This is a genomic window from Pseudomonas khavaziana (assembly GCF_036704165.1).
In the GTDB taxonomy this organism is placed as follows: Bacteria; Pseudomonadota; Gammaproteobacteria; order Pseudomonadales; family Pseudomonadaceae; genus Aquipseudomonas; species Aquipseudomonas khavaziana.
The window spans coordinates 1,772,865-1,794,512 of record NZ_CP129946.1 but is presented as its reverse complement, the minus strand read 5'-3'; the positions used below and the strand labels follow the sequence as shown (position 1 = coordinate 1,794,512).

At 59.5% G+C, this 21,648-nt stretch carries 18 protein-coding genes; 12 read left to right on the top strand and 6 right to left on the bottom strand.

Translation table 11 applies throughout. From position 1 onward, the window contains the following. Positions 1–8 precede the first annotated feature (8 nt). Complete coding sequence (locus QYQ93_RS07865) at positions 9–875, bottom strand: hypothetical protein (protein WP_124421690.1); 867 nt, start codon at positions 873–875, stop codon at positions 9–11. Positions 876–1,139: 264 nt separating this feature from the next. On the opposite strand from QYQ93_RS07865, the gene olsB reads away from it, so the two are divergent. Both olsB and QYQ93_RS07855 read left to right on the top strand, forming a co-directional pair. Further along, the gene (olsB, locus tag QYQ93_RS07860; protein WP_043046314.1) at positions 1,140–1,895 is read left to right on the top strand and encodes an L-ornithine N(alpha)-acyltransferase; all 756 of its coding nucleotides are present in this window, start codon (positions 1,140–1,142) and stop codon (positions 1,893–1,895) included. Beyond that, positions 1,895–2,686, top strand: coding sequence for a lysophospholipid acyltransferase family protein (locus QYQ93_RS07855; protein ID WP_043046313.1), 792 nt, complete (start codon positions 1,895–1,897; stop codon positions 2,684–2,686). Before olsB ends, QYQ93_RS07855 begins: the two co-directional genes overlap by 1 nt. A gap of 107 nt (positions 2,687–2,793) precedes the next feature. Here the strand turns inward: QYQ93_RS07855 and QYQ93_RS07850 are convergent, their stop codons facing one another. Beyond that, complete coding sequence (locus tag QYQ93_RS07850) at positions 2,794–3,378, bottom strand: ACP phosphodiesterase (RefSeq protein ID WP_043050014.1); 585 nt, start codon at positions 3,376–3,378, stop codon at positions 2,794–2,796. A 154-nt stretch (positions 3,379–3,532) separates the two neighbouring features. On the opposite strand from QYQ93_RS07850, the gene QYQ93_RS07845 reads away from it, so the two are divergent. From QYQ93_RS07845 to QYQ93_RS07835, 3 genes are read left to right on the top strand one after another with little or no spacing between them, the layout of a single operon-like run. Then, on the top strand, positions 3,533–3,859 hold the full coding sequence (locus QYQ93_RS07845) for an ArsR/SmtB family transcription factor (protein ID WP_043050013.1): 327 nt from the start codon (positions 3,533–3,535) through the stop codon (positions 3,857–3,859). 14 nt (positions 3,860–3,873) lie between these two features. Beyond that, positions 3,874–5,040 (top strand): MFS transporter, encoded by a 1,167-nt coding sequence (locus QYQ93_RS07840; RefSeq protein ID WP_043050012.1) that lies wholly within the window; start codon positions 3,874–3,876, stop codon positions 5,038–5,040. Positions 5,041–5,071: 31 nt separating this feature from the next. Then, positions 5,072–6,127 carry an alkene reductase gene (locus QYQ93_RS07835; RefSeq protein ID WP_043050011.1) on the top strand — a complete coding sequence of 352 codons (1,056 nt, stop codon included), beginning with the start codon at positions 5,072–5,074 and terminating at the stop codon, positions 6,125–6,127. 304 nt (positions 6,128–6,431) lie between these two features. Here QYQ93_RS07835 and QYQ93_RS07830 read toward each other — a convergent pair whose 3' ends face one another. Then, a complete protein-coding gene (locus QYQ93_RS07830) occupies positions 6,432–7,064 on the bottom strand; it encodes a TetR family transcriptional regulator (protein WP_043050010.1) in 633 nt (210 codons plus the stop codon). Between the two features lie 265 nt (positions 7,065–7,329). Here QYQ93_RS07830 and QYQ93_RS07825 point away from each other — a divergent pair, with 265 nt between their 5' ends. The 7 genes from QYQ93_RS07825 to QYQ93_RS07795 all read left to right on the top strand — a co-directional run bounded on the left by QYQ93_RS07825 (position 7,330) and on the right by QYQ93_RS07795 (position 19,033). Beyond that, the gene (locus QYQ93_RS07825) at positions 7,330–8,478 is read left to right on the top strand and encodes an efflux RND transporter periplasmic adaptor subunit (protein WP_043050009.1); all 1,149 of its coding nucleotides are present in this window, start codon (positions 7,330–7,332) and stop codon (positions 8,476–8,478) included. 3 nt (positions 8,479–8,481) lie between these two features. Further along, positions 8,482–11,643 (top strand): efflux RND transporter permease subunit, encoded by a 3,162-nt coding sequence (locus QYQ93_RS07820; protein WP_338476658.1) that lies wholly within the window; start codon positions 8,482–8,484, stop codon positions 11,641–11,643. Beyond that, positions 11,640–13,097, top strand: a complete 1,458-nt coding sequence (gene adeC / locus QYQ93_RS07815) for an AdeC/AdeK/OprM family multidrug efflux complex outer membrane factor (RefSeq protein WP_043050007.1) — start codon at positions 11,640–11,642, stop codon at positions 13,095–13,097. The genes QYQ93_RS07820 and adeC overlap by 4 nt, the downstream gene beginning before the upstream one ends. Before the next feature lie 183 nt (positions 13,098–13,280). After that, positions 13,281–14,531, top strand: a complete 1,251-nt coding sequence (locus QYQ93_RS07810; protein ID WP_338476656.1) for an OprD family porin — start codon at positions 13,281–13,283, stop codon at positions 14,529–14,531. Positions 14,532–14,876: 345 nt separating this feature from the next. Beyond that, positions 14,877–16,391: a M91 family zinc metallopeptidase gene (locus QYQ93_RS07805; RefSeq protein WP_338476655.1), complete on the top strand. Its 1,515-nt coding sequence runs from the start codon at positions 14,877–14,879 to the stop codon at positions 16,389–16,391. A 421-nt stretch (positions 16,392–16,812) separates the two neighbouring features. After that, positions 16,813–18,018 (top strand): hypothetical protein, encoded by a 1,206-nt coding sequence (locus tag QYQ93_RS07800; RefSeq protein WP_338476654.1) that lies wholly within the window; start codon positions 16,813–16,815, stop codon positions 18,016–18,018. A 121-nt stretch (positions 18,019–18,139) separates the two neighbouring features. Further along, positions 18,140–19,033 carry a polysaccharide deacetylase family protein gene (locus QYQ93_RS07795; protein WP_338476653.1) on the top strand — a complete coding sequence of 298 codons (894 nt, stop codon included), beginning with the start codon at positions 18,140–18,142 and terminating at the stop codon, positions 19,031–19,033. Between the two features lie 35 nt (positions 19,034–19,068). Here QYQ93_RS07795 and pcaC read toward each other — a convergent pair whose 3' ends face one another. Genes pcaC through QYQ93_RS07780 form a run of 3 tightly spaced genes read right to left on the bottom strand, consistent with a single transcriptional unit; the run spans position 19,069 to position 21,641 of the window. After that, positions 19,069–19,464 carry a 4-carboxymuconolactone decarboxylase gene (gene pcaC, locus QYQ93_RS07790; protein ID WP_338476652.1) on the bottom strand — a complete coding sequence of 132 codons (396 nt, stop codon included), beginning with the start codon at positions 19,462–19,464 and terminating at the stop codon, positions 19,069–19,071. Positions 19,465–19,474: 10 nt separating this feature from the next. Then, positions 19,475–20,266 carry a 3-oxoadipate enol-lactonase gene (gene pcaD / locus QYQ93_RS07785; RefSeq protein WP_338476651.1) on the bottom strand — a complete coding sequence of 264 codons (792 nt, stop codon included), beginning with the start codon at positions 20,264–20,266 and terminating at the stop codon, positions 19,475–19,477. A 10-nt stretch (positions 20,267–20,276) separates the two neighbouring features. Continuing rightward, positions 20,277–21,641 carry a 3-carboxy-cis,cis-muconate cycloisomerase gene (locus tag QYQ93_RS07780; RefSeq protein ID WP_338476650.1) on the bottom strand — a complete coding sequence of 455 codons (1,365 nt, stop codon included), beginning with the start codon at positions 21,639–21,641 and terminating at the stop codon, positions 20,277–20,279. Between the last annotated feature and the right edge of the window lie 7 nt (positions 21,642–21,648).

Sequence of the window (21,648 nt, the reverse complement as noted above, 5' to 3'; positions counted from 1 at the left end):
AAGATCACTCAGCGCATTCGAGCCCGCCAGCCTAGCTGAGACAAATGACGGTTTGGCGACGCCGCCACCTTGCCGCTCGCCTTGACGCCCTCTGACTGCCCAGCATCGTTTTTGAACCCGTAGGCCACGTACACCTCGGCTCCCGTAGGTGTCGGCCCGCCCTGCTTGCCCCAACGTTCCTCTTTGCCGTCAACAGATACCGCAACGTGACTGCCAGATTGAAATACGCCCAGGCGCCCTTCTGCCAGTTCCTCAGGAGGCACCTGCTCGACCAACTCCCATAGGCCCAACCGTTTGAAGGCGTATTCGATACTGCCGCCATCGTTCATGATATCCAGCGCGCGAGCGTAATCTGCCGGCCCACTGCCATGGTTTTGCTCCTGAAAACGCTTTGCCGCAACCGCCACGATGAAGTTGGCGTAGATAGCAGTCTGAATGTTCTGGCACTTGAGCTTTGTCGCCTCTGCCGCTTGTTTCAACTCATCCTTGCTCAGGAAAATGGTTTCGCCGTTTTTCAGGGTAACGTAATAGCCATCCGGGGTTTCACGTACCTCCTTGAAAATATCAGTAGGTTTTTCGCCGAACTGCATCATCGCCATCTTGATAACCGCCACGATGGTGCAGTTATTGGTGTTCCATTGACTGAACCCGCCCCAGATGTTCTCGGGTTTTTGCCCTGGGTAGGCGTTTTCAGGCTTGTACTGGTAATAGGGCGACGCCCGCAAGTTTCGTTGTACGCCGATCGTGCGCCCATAGGTGCGCCCGTCTTGTTTGCGAATGCCCGTATAGCCTTCAATAGGCAATGGAGCCAAGACTGGTGCGGGCTGGTAGTTCCATCCAGTGATCGAATCTGAGCTTATAGGCGAGACAGGCATGCATGCTCCCAATGGTCGTTGGGCTCCCAGTAATGGGTTTGTCTGTCTTTTGTGGCACGAGCTGTAATCTGGTTCCATTGGGCTTGTAGGGTAATGAGCGTATGGCGCCGAGGAATAATGACTCCACATTGCCCTCCTCATCCCTTTGGCTTGTCATCCAACCGTCACCGTAACTTCATGGAGATGACACCGAGGCTACATAGCCTGACTTTGGACAACAAAGTCGACTGGCCGTACAACCTGGCCGGCACTCGGAGACTCGCTATGACTCAGATCGCCCGCATCAGCGACAAAGGCAATGAACGCCGTCTGCAAGCCGAACGCCTGGTGGGCGCACAGGCTTTGCAGGAAGCCCAGGCCCTGCGGTTCAACGTGTTCAGCGGCGAGTTCAACGCCAAGCTGAAAGGCGCGGAACTGGGCCTGGACATGGATGACTATGATGTTCACTGCAGCCACATCGGCGTGCGGGATTTGAACAGCGGTCGACTCGTCGCCACCACCCGTCTGCTCGACCACCAGGCCGCCAGTACCCTGGGCCGGTTCTACAGTGAAGAAGAATTCAGCCTGCATGGCCTGCTGCACTTACAGGGCCCGATCCTCGAAATCGGCCGTACCTGCGTCGACCCGGCCTACCGCAACGGCGGCACTATAGCGGTGTTGTGGGGCGAGTTGGCCGAGGTGCTCAACCAGGGTGGCTACAGCTACCTGATGGGCTGCGCGAGCATCCCGATGCACGATGGTGGCGTCCAGGCCCACGCGATCATGCAGCGCCTGCGCGAGCGTTACCTGTGCAACGAACACCTGCGCGCCGAGCCGAAAAAACCACTGCCGGCCCTGGACCTGCCCTCCAATGTCATCGCCGAGATGCCACCGCTACTCAAAGCCTATATGCGCCTGGGCGCAAAAGTCTGCGGCGAGCCGTGCTGGGACGAAGACTTCCAGGTCGCCGACGTATTCATCCTGCTCAAGCGCGATGAGTTGTGCCCGCGTTATGCGCGGCACTTCAAGGCGGCCATGTGATGAGCCGCCTGCGTGTGTACGGGCGCATCGCCCGGGTGCTGCTGGTGGTGGCGCTGGGTTTGAGCATGGCCAGTGCGTTTGGCCTGTTCGAGCGCTTGGGTGTCGCCAACTCGATGGTGCGGCGACAGCGTTGGTCGCGGTTCTTTATGGCGCGCCTGAGCAACGCCCTGCCCTTTCGCGTGACGGTGCACGGTGAGGTGCCGCAACAGCCGATGCTGTGGGTGAGCAATCACGTGTCCTGGACGGATATCCCGCTGCTGGGCATGGTCACGCCGATGTCGTTCCTGTCCAAGGCCGAAGTGCGCACCTGGCCGGTGGCAGGCTGGTTGGCGGCCAAGGCTGGCAGCCTGTTTATCCGCCGCGGCGCGGGCGACAGCCAGTTGATCCGCAAGCAAATGACTCGCCACCTGGAGCAACAGCACCCGCTGCTGATGTTCCCCGAAGGCACCACCACTGACGGGCGCAGCCTGCGTACGTTCCATGGGCGCTTACTGGCCAGCGCGATCGATGCGGATGTGTCACTGCAGCCGGTGGCGATCCGGTATCTGCGCGAAGGTCAGGTCGACCCGTTGGCACCGTTTATTGGCGAGGATGATTTGCTCTCGCACCTGATGCGCCTGTTTTCCAATGATCAGGGCGATGTGGAGATTCATGTGCTCAAGCCAATTGCCTGCGCTGGGCAAGAGCGTGCGGCATTGGCGTTCCAGGCGCAGCAGGCGGTGCAGAAAGCGTTGTTTGGGCCGGTGCCGGAGGTTGAGCCAGTAAATACCCGGCCTGCGTTTGCGGCCTAAAGCGGGCACGGTCAAATGCGGGAGGGGGCTTGCTCCCGATGGCGGTGTGTCAGTCACTGTATGCATTGACTGAACCACCGCCATCGGGAGCAAGCCCCCTCCCACATTTAACTCTGTGTAGCCTGCTGGGTTTGTGCGAATGCCTGTAACTCTGGGTAGAACTCACTGAAGTCTTTGCTCAGTGGCTCATACAGAACCCGCAACTCCTGCATCGCGTACCCCAGCTCTTCGGGCTGCGTCAGCCGCCGCGAAATCCCGCGTAACACCTGCTCCATCACCGCAAACTCGCGGTACGAGCCCAGCCAATCATCCGCCGCCATATACGGCGCAATCTGCGCCAGCCGCCCCGGCAACGCAGGCTCGGCCGCCAGCACGCCATACACCTGCGCGGTAAAACGCTCCAGGGGCTGGTCGGCATACAGCGCCCAATCCCGCGCCAGGCAATGGTCGAAAAACACATCGAGGACGATCCCGGCATAGCGCCTGCGGGTCAGGCTGAAACGCGACAACGCCTCGCCCACCAGCGCATGGCTATCGGTAAAACGGTCAATGGAGCGATGCAGCTGGATCGCCGCTTCGATTTGCGGGCTGAACTGGCCCTGCAGGCGACCTTTGACAAAGTCGCCATAGAGGCTGCCCAGCAGTTGCGCAGGAAGTTGGCCGCCCAGATGCAGATGTGCGAGATAATTCATGGCGCACAGTCTACCACTGCCTTCAACGTATCGTTATAACCCGATATATCGATTCAGCCTGACCTCAGATCAAATTCATATTGGTATATCGGGATAGACCGATTTAAAGTTCGCCTCATCGCGATATAACGCTTTACGACACCGAGCACCTGCCATGTCCATTGACCTCGACGAAATAATAAAAGCCCTGGCGCACCCAGTACGACGAGACATCCTCACCTGGCTGAAAGACCCGAAGGTGCAGTTCCCCGAGCAACTGCACAACCACGAATACGGCATCTGCGCCGGGCAGATCGACCAGCGCTGCGGCCTGTCCCAGTCGACCGTGTCGGCCCACCTGGCCACCCTGCAACGGGCCGGGTTGATCAGCAGCCAGAAGGCCGGGCAATGGCACTTTTTCAAACGCAACGAGGCAGTGATCCAGGCCTTTCTCGCGGCGCTCACCACTGAACTCAGCGCTGATATGAGCGCACCGCTGTAATAAAGGAAACGTAGATGCCCCTCTCGCTACTCATACTGGCCCTCAGCGCCTTTGCCATCGGCACCACCGAGTTCGTCATCATGGGGCTGCTGCCCGATGTGGCGGCGGACCTGGGCGTGTCTATTCCCGGCGCCGGCTGGCTGGTTACTGGCTACGCCCTGGGCGTGGCCATCGGCGCCCCCTTCATGGCACTGGCCACCGCCAAGCTGCCACGCAAGGCGGCGCTGGTCGCGTTGATGGGCATCTTCATCGTCGGCAATCTACTCTGCGCCCTGGCCAGTGACTACAACGTGCTGATGTTTGCCCGCGTCGTCACCGCGCTTTGCCACGGCGCGTTCTTCGGGATTGGCTCAGTGGTTGCGGCCAACCTGGTGCCAGCCAACAAGCGCGCTTCGGCCGTGGCCTTGATGTTCACCGGCCTGACCCTGGCCAACGTGCTCGGCGTACCGCTGGGCACCGCCCTGGGCCAGCAAGCTGGCTGGCGCTCGACCTTCTGGGCGGTGACCGTGATTGGCGTGATCGCCTTGATCGGCCTGATCCGCTTCCTGCCGGCCAAACGTGACGAAGAAAAACTCGACATGCGCGCCGAATTGGCAGCCCTCAAAGGTGCCGGCATCTGGTTGTCGCTGAGCATGACAGCGTTGTTTGCCGCTTCCATGTTTACCCTCTTTACCTACGTCGCACCGCTGCTCGGCGATGTCACCGGCGTGTCGCCCAAGGGCGTGACCTGGACCCTGCTGCTGATCGGCCTGGGCCTGACCGTAGGCAACATCATCGGCGGCAAGCTGGCGGACAAGCGCCTGGCGGCCACCCTGATCGGCGTGTTCATCAGCATGGCGGTGGTTTCCACGGTGTTGAGCTGGACCAGCGTCGCGCTGATACCGACCGAAATCACTCTGTTTCTGTGGGCCACCGCTTCGTTTGCCGCCGTACCGGCGCTGCAAATCAATGTGGTGACCTTCGGCAAAGCAGCACCGAACCTGGTGTCCACCTTGAACATCGGCGCTTTCAATATCGGCAACGCCCTTGGCGCCTGGGTCGGTGGCAGCGTGATTGCCCACGGTTTCGGCCTGACCAGCGTGCCGCTGGCCGCCGCAGCACTGGCGATCCTGGCCCTGCTGGTGACCCTGATCACTTTCCGTCAGAGCGGCGATGCCGACCTGGCCCCTGCGACCAACTGATCAATCCACTTAAAGAGAAGGGTGTTATCCCATGACGACTATTTTCGATCCGATCAAACTGGGCGACCTGGAACTGTCGAACCGCATCATCATGGCGCCACTGACCCGCTGCCGCGCCGACGCCGGTCGCGTACCCAATGCGCTGATGGCCGAGTACTACGTGCAACGTGCCTCCGCCGGGCTGATCCTCAGCGAAGCCACCTCCGTGACGCCCATGGGCGTGGGCTACCCGGACACGCCGGGCATCTGGTCCAACGACCAGGTGCGTGGTTGGGCCAACATCACCAAGGCCGTGCATGGCGCGGGCGGCAAGATCTTCCTGCAACTGTGGCATGTGGGTCGCATTTCCCACGAGTCCTACCTGAACGGCGAAACCCCGGTGGCGCCAAGCGCGATCCAGCCTAAAGGCCACGTCAGCCTGGTGCGCCCACTGGCCGACTACCCTACCCCGCGCGCCCTGGAAACCGCCGAAATCGCCGACATTGTCGACGCTTACCGCGTGGGCGCCGAAAACGCCAAGGCCGCAGGCTTTGACGGTGTGGAAATCCACGGCGCCAACGGCTACCTGCTCGACCAGTTCCTGCAAAGCAGCACCAACCAGCGCACCGATCAATACGGCGGTTCCCTGGAAAACCGTGCGCGCCTGCTGCTGGAAGTCACCGACGCCGCCATCGAAGTCTGGGGTGCCGGCCGGGTGGGCGTGCACCTGGCACCGCGCGCCGATGCGCACGACATGGGCGACGCCAACCTGGCCGAAACCTTCACCTACGTCGCCAGCGAACTGGGCAAGCGTGGCATCGCCTTCATCTGCTCCCGTGAAAAAGAAGGCGCGGACAGCCTCGGCCCACAGCTTAAAAAAGCCTTCGGCGGCGTGTACATCGCCAACGAACGCTTCACCAAGGACAGCGCTAATGCCTGGCTGGCCGAAGGTAAAGCCGATGCCGTGGCCTTCGGTATTCCCTTCATTGCCAACCCAGACCTGCCGGCGCGCTTGAAGGCGGATGCAGCGCTGAACGAGCCGCACCCGGAAACCTTCTATGGCAAAGGCCCGGTGGGTTATATCGATTACCCGACGCTGCCGATCTAACTGACTGAAACCAAAAAACAAAGTGGGAGGGGGCTTGCTCCCGATAGCGGTGTGTCAGTCAATGATGGGTTGACTGAGCCACCGCTATCGGGGGCAAGCCCCCTCCCACATTTTGACTGCATGTAGGCCCTTGGAAACATCGCTTCACAGAACCGCAACAATATCGCTACAAAATACTTAGCCGGCTACCTATCAACCACAGGCCAGCCCGTATATAAAGTCACCCCGCCAATCAGGCAAAGGGACGATTGACTGTCTCTGGTCTTTACTATTGACACAACTGGACGCAATTACGCATTTTGTCTCAATTGCGCAGGCTGGGGCTCAGGCGCAGCATGTCCAGCCCTATGTCAGCCCAGCGCTCGGCATCTTGATGCAGTTGAAAACTGTCAGGCACCAACAGCCACTGACCGATCAGACCGTGGATAAACGCATGTATGCATATGGCTCCGCGGGTGGTATCGAGCGTTTCCGGGAGCTGCCCGCGATGGACTGCGTTACGCAACGTCAAGCCGATTCGCAGGTTGCATTCGAGAGTGTGGGTCTGGCGTTGGCGGCGCATGTCACACATTTCATCGGTGAACTCGCACTTATGAAACAGGATTTCGTTGATGCGCCGGGTTTTCGGGTCCAGGGCCACTTCATGGTAGAGATGAATCAGCAACTTGCGCATACAGCCCAGCGGGTCGACTTCGTCCTCGCTTTCACTGGCGCGGGCCAATTCGTCCAAGGGCTCGTGCAGCGTGTCGAGCAGTGCCTGAAGCAAGTCGGACTTGTTGCTGAAGTGCCAGTAGATAGCACCGCGCGTCACACCGGCCAGCGCGGCGATGTCCGCCAGGGTGGTGCGCGCCACGCCACGCTCATAGAAGGCTTGCTCGGCGGCTTGGAGAATCTGGCTGCGCGTTTCCTGAGCTTCCTCTTTGGTGCGACGAACCATGGCAGTAAAACCTCAATCGGGACACTGTGGATGGTGCTTGACCATCATCTGAATAATTGTGGGACGACGCCGTCATGGGCGCCGAACGTACTAGAATCGAGGCTTGGGGCGCTGCTTTGTCAACATTGCGCACGGCCTGTCAAGAGTTTACAAACAACCATGAACGTAAGTATATTGCGTAGCAAGCTACTTATCCACTCGCAGCCTGTTTTTTACCCTTCCACACTTCTTGTGCGCACTCTGCGCGCCTGACCCGAGGATCTTCATGCAACTTAAGCCAGCTGTTACCGCTCTGGTCACTGCCGTCGCCCTGGCATCGCTGCTCAGCGGATGTAAAAAGGAAGAAGCGGCACCGCCCGCTCAAACCCCTCAGGTCGGCGTGGTCACCATTCAACCGCAAGCCTTTACCTTGACCACCGAGTTGCCAGGCCGCACCACGGCTTATCGCATCGCGGAAGTCCGGCCTCAGGTCAACGGCATCATTCTCAAGCGCTTGTTCAAGGAAGGCGCGGATGTGAAGGAAGGCCAGCAGTTGTACCAGATCGACCCGTCGGTCTATGAGGCGACACTCAAGAGCGCCCAGGCCAAGCTGACCCAGACCAAGTCGATCACCGACCGCTACAAGCAACTGGTCGATGAACAGGCCGTCAGCCGTCAGGAATACGACACCGCCGTCGCCGACCGCATGACCGCCGAAGCCGACCTGCAGAGCGCCCAGATCAACGTGCGCTACACCAAGGTGTTCGCACCGATCTCCGGGCGTATTGGCCGCTCTTCGGTCACCGAAGGCGCACTGGTCAGCAATGGCCAGGCCGATGCCATGGCCGTGATCCAGCAACTGGACCCGATCTACGTCGACGTTACCCAATCCTCGGCTGAAATGTTGAAACTGCGTCGCGACCTTGCCAGTGGCCAACTGGAGAAAGCCGGCGACAACGCGGCCAAGGTCAAGCTGACTCTGGAAGACGGCACGCCTTACGCCCAGGACGGCAAGCTCGAATTCTCCGAAGTGTCGGTCGACCAGACCACCGGCTCCGTGACCCTGCGTGCCGTGTTCCCCAACCCTGACCATGTGCTGCTACCGGGCATGTTCGTGCACGCCCAGTTGCAAGCGGGTGTGAACAGCAAGGCCATTCTCGCTCCGCAACAAGGCGTGACCCGTGACCTCAGGGGCATTCCGACGGCGCTGATCGTGAACAAGGACAACAAGGTCGAGCAACGCGAACTGGTTGCCAACCGCACTGCCGGTGCCTACTGGCTGGTGGAAAAAGGCCTGGACGCCGGTGACCGCGTGATCACCGAGGGCCTGCAATTCATCAAGCCGGGTATCGAAGTCAAGGTCAAGGACGCCGACAACGCCAAACCCGCCGGTACTGCTGCAGCGCCTGCTGCCGCTGCTGGTCAAGGGGAGTAATCCATGTCGAAATTTTTTATCGACCGTCCCATTTTTGCCTGGGTAATTGCCCTGGTGATCATGCTGGTCGGGGCACTGTCGATCCTGAAGTTGCCCATCAACCAATACCCGGCCATTGCGCCGACGGCCATTGATATCCAGGTGACCTACCCAGGCGCGTCCGCACAAACCGTGCAGGACACCGTGGTACAGGTCATCGAGCAACAGCTCAACGGTATCGACAACCTGCGTTATGTCGCCTCGGACAGTAACTCCGACGGCAGCATGACCATCACCGCGACGTTCAACCAGGGTACCAACCCGGATATCGCCCAGGTCCAGGTGCAGAACAAGCTGAACCTGGCCACCCCGCTGCTGCCGCAAGAAGTGCAGCAACAGGGTATCCGCGTGACCAAGTCGGTGAAGAACTTCCTGATGGTGATCGGTCTGGTGTCGGAAGACGGCAGCATGACCAAGGACGACTTGTCCAACTACATCGTGTCCAACATCCAGGACCCGATTTCCCGTACCTCGGGTGTAGGTGACTTCCAGGTCTTCGGTTCGCAGTACGCCATGCGTATCTGGCTCGACCCGGCCAAGCTGAACAACTACCAGCTCACCCCGGTGGATGTCAGCAACGCCATCAAGGCGCAGAACGTGCAGGTGGCCACCGGCCAACTGGGCGGCCTGCCTGCCCTGCCCGGCACCCAGCTGAACGCCACCATCATCGGCAAGACGCGCCTGCAAAGCGCTGAAGAGTTCGCCAAGATCCTGATGAAGGTCAACACCGACGGCTCCCAGGTTCGCCTGGGTGACGTCGCGCGTATCGAACTGGGCGGCCAGAACTACAGCATCAGTGCGCAGTTCAACGGCAAGCCGGCCTCGGGTATGGCCATCAAGCTGGCGGCAGGTGCCAACGCATTGGACACCGGCAAGGCCATCCGCGAAACAGTCAAGTCCCTGGAGCCGTTCTTCCCGCCGGGCATGAAGGCAGTGGTGCCGTATGACACCACCCCGGTGGTGACCGAATCGATCTCCGGTGTGGTTCACACTCTGGTCGAAGCGATCGTGCTGGTGTTCCTGGTGATGTTCCTGTTCCTGCAGAACTTCCGCGCCACTATCATCACCACCATGACCGTACCGGTGGTATTGCTGGGCACCTTCGGGATCCTGGCCGCGTGCGGCTTCACCATCAACACCCTGACCATGTTCGGCATGATCCTGGCCATCGGCTTGCTGGTGGACGATGCCATCGTGGTGGTGGAAAACGTCGAACGGGTAATGGCCGAGGAACACCTGTCGCCCAAAGAAGCGACGATCAAGTCCATGGGCCAGATCCAGGGCGCCCTGGTGGGTATTGCGTTGGTACTGTCGGCGGTATTGCTGCCGATGGCGTTCTTCGGTGGTTCCACCGGGGTGATCTACCGTCAGTTCTCCATCACCATTGTTTCGGCGATGGCGTTGTCGGTCATGGTTGCCCTGATCTTCACCCCGGCCTTGTGCGCCACCATGCTCAAGCCGATCGATCCGGAAAAGCACGGCCAACCCAAGCGCGGCTTCTTCGGCTGGTTCAACCGCACCTTCGACAGCGGCGTACTCAAGTACGAGCGCGGCGTGGGCGGCATGATCAAGCACAAGATCCCGGCATTCCTGGTGTATGTACTGATCCTGGCCGGCATGATCTGGATGTTCACCCGTATCCCGAGCGCGTTCCTGCCTGAGGAAGACCAGGGCGTAATCTTTGCCCAGGTGCAGACACCGGTCGGCTCTTCGGCTGAACGTACGCAAAAAGTCATCGATGACATGCGGGCCTTCCTGCTGCATGACAAGAAAGGCGAGCCAGGCGAAGGCAAGTCCGTGAACTCGGTGTTTACCGTAAACGGCTTCAACTTCGCCGGCCGTGGCCAGAGCTCGGGCCTCGCGTTTGTGATGCTCAAGCCGTGGGATGAGCGTGACTCTACCCAATCGGTATTCGAAGTCGCCAAGCGGGCCCAGGGTTACTTCTTCGGAGCCTTCAAGGACGCAATGGTATTCGCCATCGTGCCACCTTCGGTTCTTGAATTGGGTAACGCCACCGGTTTCGACGTGTTCCTGCAAGACCAGGGTGGCGTCGGCCACGACAAGCTCATGGCTGCACGTAACCAGTTCCTCGGTGCGGCGGCGCAGAGCAAGGTACTGGCAGGCGTACGTCCCAACGGTGTGAACGATGAGCCGCAATACGAGCTGACCGTCGACGACGAGAAGGCCAGTGCCCAGGGCATCAGCCTCGCCGATATCCAGCAGACCCTGGCCATTGCCCTGGGTGGCAGCTACATCAACGACTTCATCGACCGTGGTCGTGTGAAGAAGGTGTATGTGCAAGGTGACGCTGCCAGTCGTATGGCGCCGGAAGACCTGGACAAATGGTATGTGCGCAGCGAGTCCGGGAAAATGGTGCCTCTGTCGGCCATCTCGTCGGGCAAGTGGATCTATGGTTCACCGAAGCTCTCGCGATACAACGGTGTAGCGGCGATGGAAATCCTCGGTACCCCGGCGCCGGGCTACAGTACCGGTGACGCGATGGCGGAAGTCGAGCGCATTGCCAAGGAACTGCCGGCCGGCATCGGCTACTCCTGGACCGGCCTGTCGTATGAAGAACGCCTGTCCGGCTCCCAGGCACCTGCGCTGTACGCACTGTCGCTGCTGGTTGTATTCCTGTGCCTGGCGGCACTGTACGAAAGCTGGTCGATCCCGATTGCGGTGATCTTGGTTGTGCCATTGGGTGTAATCGGTGCGCTGATCGCTACCAGCATGCGTGGCTTGTCCAACGACGTGTTCTTCCAGGTGGGCCTGTTGGTGACGGTGGGCCTGGCGGCGAAAAACGCCATCCTGATCGTGGAATTCGCCAAGGAGCTGCATGAGCAAGGCAAAGGCATCGTCGAGGCGGCGATCGAAGCTTCGCGGATGCGTCTGCGCCCGATCATCATGACGTCCATGGCGTTCGTGCTCGGCGTACTGCCGCTGGCGATTTCCAGTGGCGCCGGCTCAGGTAGCCAACACGCAATCGGTACCGGCGTAATCGGCGGTATGATCACCGCCACCGTGCTGGCGATCTTCTGGGTGCCACTGTTCTATGCAACCGTGTCCTCGGCTGGCGAACGCAAAAAGAAAGACACTACTGAAACTCCTAAAGAGGCTGGCCAATGAGCAAGTCGCTACTTTCCCTAGCCGTCACGGCATTCGTGCTCAGTGGCTGCTCGCTGATACCTGACTATCAGCGCCCCGATGCGCCGGTGGCCGCGCAGTTCCCGCAGGGGCCGGCGTATTCGTCGGCCCAGGCGCCGGGCCAGGCCGCTGCCGAGCAAGGCTGGAAGCAGTTTTTCCATGACCCTGCCCTGCAGCAGCTGATCCAGACCGCGTTGGTGAACAACCGTGACCTGCGTGTCGCGGCCTTGAACATCGACGCTTATGCAGCGCAGTACCAGATCCAGCGTGCCGACCTGTTCCCGGCCGTGTCGGCCACCGGCAGCGGCAGCCGCCAGCGCACCCCGGCCAAGCTGTCGCAGACCGGCGAAGCAGGCATCACCAGCCAATACTCGGCCGGCCTCGGAATCAGCTCCTATGAGCTGGACCTGTTCGGTCGCGTACGCAGCCTGAGTGAAGAAGCGCTGCAAAAGTACTTCGCCACTGAAGAGGCGCGGCGCAGCACCCAGATCAGCCTGGTGGCCAGCGTGGCGAATGCCTACCTGACCTGGCAGGCCGACAAGGAACTGCTCAAGCTGACCCAGGACACCCTCGGTGCTTTCGAGCAGAGCTTCAAGCTCACCTCGCGCAGCAACGAAGTCGGCGTGGCCTCGGCGCTGGACCTCAGCCAGGCACGCACCTCGGTGGAAAATGCCCGGGTCCAGTTGGCCCGGTATACCCGCCAGGTGGCCCAGGACGAGAACAACCTGACCCTGCTGCTGGGTACCGGCCTGCCGGCGAATATCGTCAGCAAGCCGCTGTCGGATAACCTGCTCAGCGAAGTACCTGCCGGGTTGCCATCGGACCTGCTGCAACGTCGTCCCGACATTGTGCAGGCCGAGTACAACCTCAAGGCGGCCAACGCCAATATCGGCGCGGCTCGTGCAGCGTTCTTCCCGAGCATCAGCCTGACCGCCAGCGCCGGCACCGCCAGCCCTACCCTGGGCGGCCTGTTCAAAGGCGGCTCGGGCACCTGGGCGTTCGCCCCGCAGATCAACATCCCGATCTTCAACGCCGGCAGCCTGCGCGCAAGCCTGGACTACTCGAAGATCCAGAAAGAGATCAACGTGGCCAACTACGAGAAGGCGATCCAGACCGGCTTCCAGGAAGTCTCCGACGGCCTCGCCGCACGGGCGACCTACAAGCAGCAACTGGACGCCCAACGTGGCTTCGTCGAGGCTAACCAGGACTACTACCGCCTGGCCGAGCGTCGCTATCGCATTGGGGTCGACAGCAACCTGACCTTCCTCGACGCCCAGCGTCAGCTGTTCAGTGCCCAGCAATCGCTGATCACCGACCGCCTGGCTCAACTCAACAGCGAGGTCAACCTGTACAAGGCCCTCGGCGGTGGCTGGAACGAGCAGACCGCGCAGAATGAGCCGTTGAAAGAAGAAGCACCGCCCTTGAAGTTGTTCTGATAGTGCGGGTGTAAGAAAACCGCTTCCCTCACCGGAAGCGGTTTTTTTATGCCTGGATGATTACCCCGCCAAGTTGCGTTCGATCATCGCCCACAACCCGCCCTGCCCCGATTGAATCGACCCCACACCGCCGCGCACCATGGCCGCCACCTGCATAAGCCCAATAACAACAGGTCCAACGCCATGAGCACTTTCCAACCGCGCCAGCTGTTGCTGGCGACCGCTGTCGCCAGCCTTGCCCTTCCCGCTATCGCCGAAGAACACGGCTTTCTCGAAGACGCCAGCGCCAACCTCAACCTGCGTAATTTCTTCTTCAACCGCAATTACACCAACCCGACCAAGGCCCAGGGCGGTGCGCAGGAGTGGACGCAGAGTTTTATCCTCGACGCCAAGTCCGGGTTCACCCAAGGCACAGTAGGTTTTGGTGTGGACGTGCTGGGTTTGTACTCGCTCAAGCTCGATGGAGGGCGTGGCACGGGCGGCACTCAGTTGCTGCCGCTGGACCATGATGGCCGGCCGGCGGACGAATTCGGACGCCTGGGCGTGGCCTTCAAGGCGCGGTTTTCCAAGACGGAACTCAAGGTAGGCGAATGGATGCCAGTGTTGCCGATCCTGCGTTCGGACGATGGCCGCTCCCTGCCACAGACCCTACGCGGCGGGCAGATCACCTCCAAGGAAATCGACGGCCTGACCCTGTATGGCGGCCAGTTCCGCGCTAACAGCCCGCGTGATGACGGCAGCATGGGCGACATGTCGATGGTCGGTAAAGCTGCGTTTACTTCCGACCGTTTCAACTTCCAGGGTGCCGAATATGCCTTCAACGACAAGCGCACCCAGGTCGGCGTATGGAACGCCCAGCTCAAGGACATCTACAGTCAGCAATTCGTCAACCTGATCCACAGCCAGCCCGTCGGCAACTGGACACTCGGCGCCAACCTGGGGTTTTTCTACGGCAAGGACGATGGCAGCGCCCGCGCAGGCAACCTGGACAACAAAACCTGGTCCGGCCTGTTCTCCGCCAGGTACGGCGGCAACACGTTCTATGTCGGCCTGCAAACACTCACCGGCAACAGCGCCTGGATGCGCGTCAATGGCACCAGTGGCGGTACCCTGGCCAACGACAGTTATAACTCGAGTTACGACAACGCCGAGGAAAAATCCTGGCAAGTGCGCCACGACTACAACTTCGCCACCCTCGGCATACCCGGTCTGACGCTGATGAACCGCTATATCAGCGGCAGCAATGTGCACACAGGCACTATCAGCGACGGCAAGGAATGGGGCCGTGAGAGTGAAATCGGCTATACGGTGCAGAGCGGCGCACTGAAGAACTTCAATGTGCGCTTGCGCAATTCAAGCATGCGCCGGGACTACAGCAACAATGAGTTTGATGAAAACCGGTTGATCGTCAGCTACCCGATAAGTCTGCTGTGAAACCCAAAAAACTTGATAACAAAACGTTCAAGCGCAAAGGGTGCAACCATTATGCGCCTGTCCGCGCTTCGCCAGCCCACCCGCCATCGCAGGCACCGTACTTCCTCCAATGCCTGCTATGCGGGGCTTCCCTGCCCCACGACGAAAACCCATTTTACGTACGTGATAAGGCCTATCAATCTAAAAAAACCGATACGTGCGCCCACTTACCACCCCATGTAGTACTCAACCTCAATTGGGCACGGAACCATTACTTTCACCAATGCCACCCATGGGTCTAATTACTTCAAGCCAACTACAAGCTTGGTGAAGCCACTACAGTTAACTCAAGACAGGTAACGGTTCATGGATTCGATAGCCCCCCAATCCGCACCATCAGCCACTGTGCCTTCCGCAACTGCCGATAAACCTCCATCTCCCGAAAACAACCCCATTCGCCCAAGAACCCAGATGCTCGTGGATGACGGCAACCTCAAAGCCACCGAGGAAAGCGTCGAATACCATGGAGACCCCAAGAAGCCTGTGCTCATAGGCCGTACCCTGACGCTCGAGACGGGTGATAAATCGGACACCGTCCATATCAGCCAGGCCTCGAATGGCCGACTGCACGTAAAAATCAATGACCGGGAATACACCTTCAACGGCGAAAACCGCTCCGCAAACACTTCGCCATCCGAAGGCAAGCTGCCTCCACTGCTCCTGCACATCAAGTCCGGCGCGGGTAACGACAATATAACCGTGGATCCCGACGTCACCGTGGCCATGAATATCGAAGCAGGCGACGGGGATGACACCGTGCAAGCCGGAGGGGGGAATACTAACGTTTTTGGTGGACGCGGGAACGACCATATTCGCTTGGGTAATGGCGTCAGTTACGCCGAAGGCAACGATGGTGACGACACGATAATCGGCGGTACCGGACACACAGTGATGTACGGGAACAAGGGTAACGATCGTTTGTATGCCGGGGCCGGACCTGCCAGCAAAAACAGTCACCTGGATGGAGGTGAGGGCGACGACCTGATGTACGCCGGCGACGGGCACACGGTGATGAATGGCGGTGACGGTAACGACCACATGATTGCCCACGCGGATAGCACCATCTATACAGGGAAGGGGTCCGATATTGTGTGGGGCAACCTCACCAAAGCGCGAATTTACGCCGAGAACGGAGATCGCCTTTCAGGCGCAGAGCAATCGACGATCACCAGGGTGGAGTCGAACGATGCGGGTAAGAAAGCTTTTAAAATCGTAGGTTCGGATGCGTTCAAACAACGGGTCGAAGATGATCTGGCACTACTGCGTGCCTCACCTGTGGGAAGGCAGATGCTGGAGGAAATGGATAACGTTGCTGAGCGAAATGGTGCGCCGGTCACCATCGAGGAAACCGAAGGTGGGGGCACCAGTTACCTCTTCAATAGCAGTGAGCTGCAAAAACTGAGTGAGCAAGAGCGGAATAAAATCCCACTGGACGACCCGAGAAAAGGCGGGATAAAAGATGGAGTACCTGGTGCACGTGCAGATCTAGGTCATATTTTTTATAACCGGGCCATGATCTTTAAGCATGAAGAAGGGAACATGACCTCTCCAATTGTCATGCTCTACCATGAGATGGCACATTCCTGGAACGGAGCCAACGGTACATTTTTGCCGGGTTTTACTGATCCAACACCCGATAACCCTGAACGTCCAGGCGCGCCTAGAGCCGAACTCCAGGCTATGGGCTTGCATACCAACGCCACACCCTACGATTTTGACAACGATCCCACCACTCCGCCGACAACCACGAACCCCAGCCCGCACCACGAGAATGCGATACGCAAGGAAATGGGTATCAAACCGCGAACGAAGTACCCTTGATACAAGAAGATAGCCTTAGGTATTTATTCGCGCAGCAAGGATGCTGCCTATCAACTTGATTGATGGCCCGCTCCAACGGGCATTCCAAGGTCACATCGGGAAAGCAGCACGCACGCTACTTCGCTTTCCCGACCTTGAATCTCAATATGCACTAGCGCAATTCCAGAATTCGCCGGACTACAGCAACAATGATTTCGACGAAAACCGGTTGATCATCCGTTATCCAGTTTCACTGCTCTAAATTCATTACGGGTGATGAAACGGCTCGTTCGCTCGAGGCTCATGCCCCCTTCACAACGTAGGAAAACGAAACAAATACTATATGAACCATAGTCATCGCTGCGCCATTAAGAATGTCCGAGACGCTAAGAATTCTTTTCGTACTCGAACTTTTCGCATTTCTTAAAATATGGAGCATCTCATGAATATAGTCACTTCTGATAACCCAGCCCTGCACACTTGGAATAACTGGAAACAACAATTAGACGAGAAGAGCACGCCCAAAGAACAAAACGCGACGATCACTTTGGCAGATGCCGACCGAACCAATGAGGCGCCGGCGGCCCATACCCGCAAAGCAGGTGACCGTGATCGGTTTCACCATGCCTCTCACTTGACTCGCCACAAGCACGATTCGCGCCGTCCAAGCCCAGGTCAAACTCCGATTCAGGCTCCTGCTCAACCCCCAGTTCAGGCTCAAGCACCAGTTCAAAACACGGCTGGCACGACACCGCCTGCCCAGAATGTCATCTGGACCACACTTACCGAGGTGCCAAGATCTCCAACTGGAGCGCCTGTTACCCACGAATTTGAGAATGGCAACGTCAAGATAACTTCTTCTCCCCTGCATCAAGGAAGTTTTAATGGCACACCGACCACGCGCAATAAAGTCACCATAGAGACCGGAATCCAAGATGATCACATAGAGATCAAGACACTTCAGTCAGGAGCTGTTGTTGCTGAAATCAATGAAAAGGCCTATGCGCTCCCCATCGAAAACCACGGTGCAATCCTGGGGCAGCTTGAAATAAAAACCAATGGCGGAAACGATCAAGTCAACATCGATAAAAAGATCTGGTTCGAAACTTCGATCAGCCTCAACGATGATCATCATATATCGGGCCGAGATCACTACACATCAGCACCTGAATCCGCGAACAAAAAAACTTTTTTTGAACCGGGCGTCATTCCAGTGCCTTTCTACATGACAAATGAGGGTGACAGCCAAGTATTCAACCAAGGTGATGTCACCATCAGCTTCACTCAAAACAATCACTCTGACTATCCCGGCGACGGCGTCACGGTAATCAAAACAGGCGACGGTGACGACAAGGTCCGCATCAGTGCGGCCGACGATGGTTCATTAATAGCCGACATTAATGAAGAAAAATTCTTACTGCCGGTCAAAAATGACCCTACCGGCCGTTCACGCTTGTTTATACAAACCCGGGAAGGTAACGATAGCGTGATCATCGACTCCAACGTCAAGAATTTCTCCTATATCAATCTGGGAGCGGAGGTGTCGGGGACGGTCTACATGGGCGGCGGCTTTGTCTCGGGCCCGGAAGAAGCAAAACAGGACCAGCAATACAGGAACCAGAACTACAACCCGCTTCAAGCCCGCTGAGTTGGCGGACCAGGCGCGCACTCGTCAGCTGATCGTAGACTCACGACAAACTTGCTGTATGGTGCGCGCCTGCCGCTGTTGATCCTCCCCAGCGGCGGCCTTTTCGAGCCAGGCCTACGCCATGAAATTCCTCACCCTTGCATGCGCACTCCTGACCCTGAGCCTCACCGGCTGCATCGGTGCGCCTGTGGCCCTGACACCGCAAACTGAGCAGCGCCTGGAAGCCCAGGCACCGATCCGCTTCCTGCTGACCTTCGACGACGGCCCCAGCGCCTCGGGCTACAACAACCCGAGCCGTTCAGTGATTGCCGACCTGGCGCACAACCCGGTACTGCCGGGTATCAAGGCGGTATTTTTCCTGCAGACCGAAGCCGCCCGCTCTGGCGGCAGTTCCCGGGGGCGCAAGACCATGGAGCGCGAGCATGTCGCTGGCCACATCCTGGCGTTCCATACGGCAACGGCGTTTCACACCAACCACCGCTGGCTGAACGATGCCGAACTGGAACGTACCCTGACCGAAGGTGCCGCCGATATCGCCAGCATCACCGGCACGCCTCCGGCGCTGGTACGCCCGCCCTTCTGGAACTATGACAAACGCACCTTCGCCGCCTACCAGCGGCATGGCATGCAGGTGTTGCTGACGGACCTGAGCGCCAACGACGGCAAGATCTGGGGTTTCAATGGCAGCCCGCGCCGACGGGCCAATTTGTACCGGCAGTTGTCACTGGTACGTGAACGCATTGCCCTGGGCGAATTACCGACGGTGGCCGGCGTTATCCCCGTGGTGGTGACCTTCCACGATATCAACCGCTATACCGCGCGGCATATGCAGGAGTACCTGCAGATCCTGATGGACAGTGCGCACGTCAACGGTTTGAACACCGCTGTCGAGCCTTTCTACACCGACACCACCCAGCTTCAACAGGCGGCGCTGGCACGTACGGTGAAGGTCGCAAGCGAGCCCGTGCACCTGCCAGGCGTGTGGAATTGGGTATGGGATGCCGACTCACGCTGATCTGCAGGTTGTAAAGATCAGAAATGTATTTCAACTCAGGTTTCTCGAGACTCAACCCCCAATTCGTCCCACACCGATTCAGCCAGGTGAAAGGTTGCATTTGCCGCCGGAATCCCGCAGTAAATCGCACTCTGCATCAGCACTTCCTTGATCTCGGCGCGGGTCACGCCATTGCTGGCGGCGGCGCGCAGGTGCAGTTTCAGTTCTTCACTGCGGTTCATGCCGATCAGCATCGCGATAGTGATCAGGCTGCGGGTATGCCGAGGCAGGCCGGGGCGGGTCCAGATATCGCCCCAGGCGTGGCGAGTGATCATTTCCTGGAACTCGCTGTTGAACTCGGTCAAGGCATTGAGGCTGCGGTCGACATGGGCATCGCCCAATACGTCGCGGCGCACTTGCAGGCCATCGGCGTAACGTTGTTTCTCGTCCACGAAAAGCTCCTCAGTGGGCCAGCAGGAATTTAATCACCCGGTCGCTGAATACAGCACCGGCTTGCACGTTGGACAGGTGCGCTGCATAGAACTCGGCATATTCGGCGCCCTGCACATGATTCTGGATGAAGTGGCCGCCGGCTGGCGGCGTCACGGCGTCTTCAGTACCGGCAATGACGAGGGTCGGGACCTTGATCGACGATAATTGCTCACGCAAATCCGCATCGCGCACCGCACCGCAGTTGGCGGCATAACCCTCAGGCGAAGTAGCCGCGAGCATGTCGGTGATCTGCTTGGCCTGATGCGGGTTGGCGGCGGCGAAATCCGCAGTGAACCAGCGCGCAATCGACGCATCGCGCAGGGCCACCATCGCAGCGGCACCATCGCGCAGGACCATTTCGATGCGTGGGTTCCAGGTGTCTGGCGTGCCGATCCTGGCGGCGGTATTGCATACCACCAGGCGTTGCAGGCGTTCGCCGGCGTGAATGCCCAGCCATTGGCCGATCAACCCGCCCATGGACAGGCCACAAAAATGCGCGCGTTGAATATCCAGCGCATCCAGCAGGGCAATCACGTCTCGGCCCAGTTGCTCGATGCTGTACGGCCCTTCGGTCACCAGGGATTTTCCATGGCCACGAGTGTCGTAGCGCAACACGCGAAAATGCTCGGTGAATGCCGGGATCTGGATGTCCCACATATGCAGGTCGGTGCCCAGGGAGTTGGACAGCACCAGCACCGGTGCATCCACCGGGCCCTCCAATTGGTAATGCAGTTCGCCCTCGGCGAGTTGTACAAAAGCCACAGCAGTCTCCTCAGGCAGTCAAGGCAAAGTGTTCGGTCACTGCACGGGTGACCCAGGTGAGCGACTGGCCCAGGTAATGGGCCGGGTCGAGCAAACGATCCAGTTCAGCCGCGGATAGCTCGGCGGTGACTTGCGGTTCATCCGCCAATACTTCACGCAAGTGGCGCCGCTCGGTCACGGCGCGTTTGCAGCACTGCTCCAGCAGATGGTGGGCGGCGTCGCGGCCCAGGCGCTGGGCAAGCACGATGCTGACGGCTTCGGCCAGCAGCAGGCCTTGGGTCAGGTCAAGGTTGCCTGCCATGCGCTCGGGGTCGACCTCCAACCCTTCGCAGACCAGCAGTGCCTGTTGCAAGGCGCCGGACACCAAGCGGCAAATCTCGGGCAGGGTTTCCCATTCGGCGTGCCACAAGCCCAGGCTGCGTTCGTGCTCCTGGGGCATGGCGCTGAACATCGTCGCCACCAGGCCCGGTACGCGGGTGGCGGCGCTGATCAGTACCGCGGCGCCCACAGGGTTGCGCTTGTGGGGCATGGTCGAGGAACCACCCTTGCCCGGCGCCGCAGGCTCAAATACCTCCGCCGCTTCTGTTTGCATCAACAGGCTGATATCACGACCCAGCTTGCCGAGGCTGCCGGCGATCAGGCCGAGCACGCTGGCAAATTCCACCAGGCGATCACGCTGGGTATGCCAGGGTTGTTCGGGCAGGCCTAGCTGCAATTCAGCGGCCAAGGCTTCGGCGACGGGCATGGCGTGTTCGCCGAGCGCTGCAAGGGTGCCGGACGCGCCGCCGAACTGCAGCACCAGCAGGCGCGGCTTCAACTCGGCAAGGCGCTGGCGAGTGCGCGTCAGGGCGCCCAGCCAACCAGCGATTTTCATCCCCAGGGTGACCGGTGTCGCGTGTTGCAACCAAGTACGCCCGGCCAATGGCACGGCGGCGTAACGCTGGGCCTGGGCAGCCAGTACATCGCCCAGGCGCGCCAGGTCCGCGTCGATCAACCCCAGTGCCTGGCGCAACTGCAGCACCAGGCCAGTGTCCATCACGTCCTGGCTGGTCGCGCCCAGATGCACATAGCGCTCGGCGCCGGGATCTTCACTGGCAATCAACTTGCCCAGTGCCTTGACCAATGGGATCGCCGAGTTGCCTGCCGTGGCAATCGCCACGCCGAGGGCGTCCACATCGTAGAGCGAAGCCAGGCAGGCCTGGGCAATCGGCGCCACGGCGGCCTGCGGAATCAACCCGACCCGGGCCTCGGCCCGGGCCAGCGCGGCCTCGAAATCCAGCATGCCCTGCAAGCGCCCCTGGTCACAGAACACTTCGGCCATGCTGCCGGCGGTGAAGTAGGCGTCGAACAGTTGATTGCTCGTGCGCAGCGTCATAACTCGT

What these genes read in the sequence shown, in the direction of transcription:
- QYQ93_RS07865 (WP_124421690.1), bottom strand. Translation starts at nt 875, where the DNA reads ATGCCTGTCTCGCCTATAAGCTCAGATTCGATCACTGGATGGAACTAC.
- olsB (WP_043046314.1), top strand. Translation starts at nt 1,140, where the DNA reads ATGACTCAGATCGCCCGCATCAGCGACAAAGGCAATGAACGCCGTCTG.
- QYQ93_RS07855 (WP_043046313.1), top strand. Translation starts at nt 1,895, where the DNA reads ATGAGCCGCCTGCGTGTGTACGGGCGCATCGCCCGGGTGCTGCTGGTG.
- QYQ93_RS07850 (WP_043050014.1), bottom strand. Translation starts at nt 3,378, where the DNA reads ATGAATTATCTCGCACATCTGCATCTGGGCGGCCAACTTCCTGCGCAA.
- QYQ93_RS07845 (WP_043050013.1), top strand. Translation starts at nt 3,533, where the DNA reads ATGTCCATTGACCTCGACGAAATAATAAAAGCCCTGGCGCACCCAGTA.
- QYQ93_RS07840 (WP_043050012.1), top strand. Translation starts at nt 3,874, where the DNA reads ATGCCCCTCTCGCTACTCATACTGGCCCTCAGCGCCTTTGCCATCGGC.
- QYQ93_RS07835 (WP_043050011.1), top strand. Translation starts at nt 5,072, where the DNA reads ATGACGACTATTTTCGATCCGATCAAACTGGGCGACCTGGAACTGTCG.
- QYQ93_RS07830 (WP_043050010.1), bottom strand. Translation starts at nt 7,064, where the DNA reads ATGGTTCGTCGCACCAAAGAGGAAGCTCAGGAAACGCGCAGCCAGATT.
- QYQ93_RS07825 (WP_043050009.1), top strand. Translation starts at nt 7,330, where the DNA reads ATGCAACTTAAGCCAGCTGTTACCGCTCTGGTCACTGCCGTCGCCCTG.
- QYQ93_RS07820 (WP_338476658.1), top strand. Translation starts at nt 8,482, where the DNA reads ATGTCGAAATTTTTTATCGACCGTCCCATTTTTGCCTGGGTAATTGCC.
- adeC (WP_043050007.1), top strand. Translation starts at nt 11,640, where the DNA reads ATGAGCAAGTCGCTACTTTCCCTAGCCGTCACGGCATTCGTGCTCAGT.
- QYQ93_RS07810 (WP_338476656.1), top strand. Translation starts at nt 13,281, where the DNA reads ATGAGCACTTTCCAACCGCGCCAGCTGTTGCTGGCGACCGCTGTCGCC.
- QYQ93_RS07805 (WP_338476655.1), top strand. Translation starts at nt 14,877, where the DNA reads ATGGATTCGATAGCCCCCCAATCCGCACCATCAGCCACTGTGCCTTCC.
- QYQ93_RS07800 (WP_338476654.1), top strand. Translation starts at nt 16,813, where the DNA reads ATGAATATAGTCACTTCTGATAACCCAGCCCTGCACACTTGGAATAAC.
- QYQ93_RS07795 (WP_338476653.1), top strand. Translation starts at nt 18,140, where the DNA reads ATGAAATTCCTCACCCTTGCATGCGCACTCCTGACCCTGAGCCTCACC.
- QYQ93_RS07780 (WP_338476650.1), bottom strand. Translation starts at nt 21,641, where the DNA reads ATGACGCTGCGCACGAGCAATCAACTGTTCGACGCCTACTTCACCGCC.